General features: G+C 73.6%; 3 protein-coding genes and 1 pseudogene. 2 read left to right on the top strand and 2 right to left on the bottom strand.

The genetic code is table 11. From position 1 onward, the window contains the following. Positions 1-1,140: pseudogene (locus ACFU7Y_RS40570) on the bottom strand (hypothetical protein); the annotation flags it as partial. A 509-nt stretch (positions 1,141-1,649) separates the two neighbouring features. Then, positions 1,650-2,090, bottom strand: a complete 441-nt coding sequence (mce, locus tag ACFU7Y_RS40565) for a methylmalonyl-CoA epimerase (protein WP_380771401.1) — start codon at positions 2,088-2,090, stop codon at positions 1,650-1,652. A gap of 242 nt (positions 2,091-2,332) precedes the next feature. Between mce and ACFU7Y_RS40560 the strand changes: the two genes are divergently transcribed. Then, positions 2,333-3,526: an acetyl-CoA C-acetyltransferase gene (locus ACFU7Y_RS40560; protein WP_224281217.1), complete on the top strand. Its 1,194-nt coding sequence runs from the start codon at positions 2,333-2,335 to the stop codon at positions 3,524-3,526. 82 nt (positions 3,527-3,608) lie between these two features. After that, complete coding sequence (gene meaB, locus ACFU7Y_RS40555; RefSeq protein ID WP_224281216.1) at positions 3,609-4,565, top strand: methylmalonyl Co-A mutase-associated GTPase MeaB; 957 nt, start codon at positions 3,609-3,611, stop codon at positions 4,563-4,565. Positions 4,566-4,676 lie beyond the last annotated feature (111 nt).

Genomic DNA, 4,676 nt, shown 5'->3' with positions numbered 1-4,676 from the left:
CTCGGCCTGCTTGGTGGCGGCTTCGGCGCGGACGGCCTCGGCCTCGGCCCGGATCGCCGAGGCCTCCTTGGTGGCCTGGGCGACCATCCGGGCCACCTCGGCCCGGGCGGTCTGCGAGCGCTGCTCGTTGGCGGCCTCGCCGTCGGCGACCTTGCGCTCGGCGGCGGCCTCGGCGTCGGCCTGGAGCTGCTCGGCGGCCTGTTCGGCCTGGGCACGCAGTTCTGCGGCCTCGTGACGGGTGCGCTCCGCCTCGGCGATCGCCTCGGCGCGCAGCCGGTCTATCTCGGCCTTGGCCGCGGCGAGCTGCTGCTCGGCCCGGGCCTGCTCGGCGGCGGCCTGCGCCTTGAGCCGGCCGATCTCGGCCTGGGCGGCGGCCAGCTGGCCTTCGGCGGCGGCGTGCGCGGCGGCCAGCTGCTGCTGGGCCTCGCCGCGGGCCGCGTCCACGTCGGCGGCGGCCTGGGCGCCGGCCTGCTGGGCCTGCTCGGAGGCGGCGCGCAGCAGGCGCTCGGCGTCGCTCTGGGCCCGTTGCAGGGCGGCCTCGGCGGCGGCCTGGGCCTCGCCGCGGGCGGCGTCCACGTCGGCGGCGGTCTGGGCGCGGGCCTGGTCGGAGAGGGCGACGGCCTCCGCGCGGGCGGCGGCGACCATCCGCTCGGCCTCGGCGCGGGCGTCCTGGAGCAGCCGCTGGGCCTCCTGCTCGGAGCCGGCCCGGGTCTGCTCGGCCCAGCCGTTGACGTGCTGCTCGGCGGAGCGGCGCAGTTCGGCGAGCTCGTCCTCCAGCTGGCGGCGGCGGGCGGCGAGCTCGGCCTCCAGCCGGGCGGTGCGCTCGGCGGCCTCGGCCATGATCCGCTGGGTGGCGGCCTGGGAGTCGCGCAGCTGGCGCTCGGCGTCGGCGCGCAGCTGCTGGGCCTGCATCTCGGCGGTGCGGAGCATCTGCTCGGCCTGGCCGGAGACGGCGTCGAAGGCGCGCGGCTGGGCGAGCATGCGGCGGGACTCGTGCAGCTTCGCCCGGAGCACCTCCACCTGGTAGGCCAGGTCCTCGGCATGCTCGACTGCCTTGTCCCGCTCCTTCCGAGTCCGACCCATCTCGGCCTCGAACTGGGAGAGGTGATCGTCAGCCTCGTAGCGGTCGTTGCCCCGCACTCCGCGGTCCCATCCATCTCCTGGTCGCGTCCTCGACCCGGCCGGTTCCGGGCTCCCGATTCCCGGGCGCCGGTCCGACTGGTCCTTGCATCCGCAGCCGGTGGGCGGCTCCCCGCCATGCCGGGGCCGCCCGTTGCGGTCGTCGGAGTCCGGGGCGTGGGAGCGCGGGGATGCCGCGTTCCCCCGTCCGGGTGGACTCCTGGGCGAACTCTTGCCTTGTGGAGAATGGTGACAGATCCGTCTTGCGACTGTTCAGCCGTGCCCGCGTAATGGACTCCCCTTGCGACGGGCCGACCACCGGAGGGCGGACGGGCCTGTCTTCGGCCGTGCCCGTCGCCTCCGTCCCCCGGAGCCTTCGCGCACCTGGGCATTGTAGTGGGAGCACACTGCGGGGGAATGGCCGCAGGGGGGTTTTCCGGCTCTTCCCGCCAGGTTACTGACGGGTCATGACCGACGGGCTGTCGGCTGCCGCCGGGGCGCCGACCGCCCCGGGGCGGGCCGGGAGGGGATCAGTGCTCGTCCTGGCCCTGCTGCGCGGAGGTGACCAGTTCGGTCAGCACGCCGCCGCAGTCCTTGGGGTGCAGGAAGGTGATCCGCGACCCCATCGAGCCGATCCGCGGCTCGTCGTAGAGGACCCGGACGCCCTTGCCGCGGATGGCCTCGGCGTCGCCGTCCACGTCCGCGGTGCCGAAGGCGATGTGGTGCACGCCCTCGCCGTTCTTCTCCAGCCACTTGGCCACGGTGGAGTCGGGCCGGGTGGGCTCCAGCAGCTGGAGGTAGGAGGCGCCGCCGTCGTCGGTGCCGTTGATCCGCAGCATGGCCTCGCGGACGCCCTGCTCCTCGTTGACCTCGGAGTGGAAGACCTCGAAGCCGTAGGTGGCACAGTAGAACTCGACCGTCTTGTCGAGGTCTCGGCAGGCGATGCCGATGTGGTCGATTCGGGTCAGCACGGCGACCTCCGGGTAGTCGGGGGAAAGTGCACCAAGTGCAGCGCATGGCCGGCAACGGGCGCCAGTACCGGGGGTGCGAGCCTGCTCACACGGCGGGCGGTTCACCCGGAGCGGGTCGGCACGGTGTTGACTGGATGGTGCCAGTGCGCTCGATCACACCGTCGCTCCGGTGACGGGCGGGTAACAGGTCAGTACATTGAGCGCATCCTCACCTGGCCACGACGTGCGAAGGGGCCCGTCCCATGACCAACACCACCTCTGTGATCGTTGCCGGTGCGCGGACCCCGATGGGCCGCCTGCTGGGCTCCCTCAAGGGCTTCTCCGGTGCCGACCTCGGCGGCGTCGCGATCAAGGCGGCCCTGGAGCGGGCCGGGATCACCGGTGAGCAGGTCCAGTACGTGATCATGGGCCAGGTGCTCCAGGCCGGCGCCGGCCAGATCCCCGCCCGCCAGGCCGCCGTCAAGGCCGGCATCCCGATGAACGTCCCCGCGCTGACCATCAACAAGGTCTGCCTCTCCGGCCTCGACGCCATCGCGCTGGCCGACCAGCTGATCCGGGCCGGCGAGTTCGACATCGTGGTGGCCGGCGGCCAGGAGTCGATGACCAACGCCCCGCACCTGCTGCCGAAGTCCCGCGAGGGCTTCAAGTACGGCGCGATCGCGATGCTCGACGCGATGGCGCACGACGGCCTCACCGACGCCTACGAGAACATCCCGATGGGCGAGTCCACCGAGAAGCACAACACCCGCCTGGGCATCCCGCGCGAGGTGCAGGACGAGATCGCCGCCGCCTCCCACCAGCGGGCCGCCAAGGCGCAGGCCGACGGGGTCTTCGACGCCGAGATCGTCCCGGTCGCCATCCCGCAGCGCAAGGGCGAGCCGGTGCTGTTCAGCCAGGACGAGGGCATCCGCGCGGACACCACCGTCGAGGGCCTGGCCAAGCTGCGCCCCGCCTTCACCAAGGACGGCACGATCACCGCCGGCACCTCCTCGCAGATCTCCGACGGTGCCGCCGCCGTGGTCGTGATGAGCAAGGCCAAGGCCGAGGAGCTGGGCCTGAGCTGGATCGCCGAGATCGGCGCGCACGGCAACGTGGCCGGCCCGGACAACTCGCTCCAGTCGCAGCCGTCCAACGCGATCAAGCACGCGCTGGTCAAGGAGGGCCTGGAGGTCGCCGACCTCGACCTGATCGAGATCAACGAGGCGTTCGCGGCCGTCGCCCACCAGTCCATGAAGGACCTGGGCGTCTCCTCCGACATCGTCAACGTCAACGGCGGCGCCATCGCGCTCGGCCACCCGATCGGGATGTCCGGCGCCCGCGTGGTGCTGACCCTGGCGCTGGAGCTGCAGCGCCGTGGCGGCGGGGTCGGCGCGGCCGCGCTGTGCGGCGGCGGCGGCCAGGGCGACGCGCTGATCGTGCGTGTCCCGAAGGCCTGACCGGCCGATCTGATCTCCAGGGCTGCGGACCGCCACCAGCGGTCCGCAGCCTCGGCATCTGCGCCTGCGCTAGGAGCTCCTGATGATCGATGTCGCCACGCTGGTCGAGCAGGCCCGGGAGGGCCGGCCGCGGGCGGTCGCCCGGCTGATCACGCTGGTCGAGAACGCCGCGCCGCAGCTGCGGGAGGCGATGGCCGCGCTCGCGCCGTACACCGGGCGGGCGTACACGGTGGGCCTGACCGGCTCGCCCGGGGTCGGCAAGTCCACCTCCACCTCGGCACTGGTCTCCGCCTACCGGCGGCTCGGCAAGCGGGTCGGGGTGCTGGCCGTCGACCCGTCCTCGCCGTTCTCCGGCGGCGCGCTGCTGGGCGACCGGGTCCGGATGCAGGACCACGCCACCGACCCGGAGGTGTTCATCCGCTCGATGGCCACCCGCGGCCACCTCGGCGGGCTCTCCTGGGCGGCGCCGCAGGCGCTGCGGGTGATGGATGCGGCCGGCTGCGAGGTGATCCTGGTGGAGACCGTCGGGGTGGGCCAGTCCGAGGTCGAGGTCGCCGCCCAGGCCGACACCACCGTGGTGCTGCTGGCCCCCGGGATGGGCGACGGCATCCAGGCCGCCAAGGCCGGGATCCTGGAGATCGGCGACGTCTTCGTGGTCAACAAGGCCGACCGGGACGGCGCCGATGCCACCGCGCGGGAGCTCAACCACATGCTGGGCCTCGGCGAGGCCCGGGAGCCGGGGGACTGGCGCCCGCCGATCGTCAAGACCGTCGCGGCCCGCGGCGAGGGCGTGGACGAGGTGGTCGAGGCGCTGGAGAAGCACCGTGCCTGGCTGGAGGAGCACGGCGAGCTCACCGCGCGCCGCCGCCGCCGGGCCGCCGAGGAGGTCGAGGCGATCGCGCTGGCCGAGCTGCGCGCCCGGATCGGCGACCTGCACGGGGACCGGCGCCTGGCCGTACTGGCCGAACGGGTGGCCGAGGGTGCCCTGGACCCGTACGGCGCGGCCGACGAACTGGTCGCCGGCCTTACCGCGGGCTGAGACACCCTCGGCCGAACAGCAGCCAAGACGGCACGTTCAACGGCAGTGGGCGGGCCCGTGCAAGCACACGGGCCCGCCCGAACACCAGGTGCCCCATCCGCCCGCTCCTTC

This window comes from Kitasatospora sp. NPDC057542 (assembly GCF_042801945.1).
Lineage (GTDB): Bacteria > Actinomycetota > Actinomycetes > Streptomycetales > Streptomycetaceae > Kitasatospora.
Note: the sequence above shows the minus strand (reverse complement) of the source record. Positions and strands in the feature narration are given on the sequence as shown.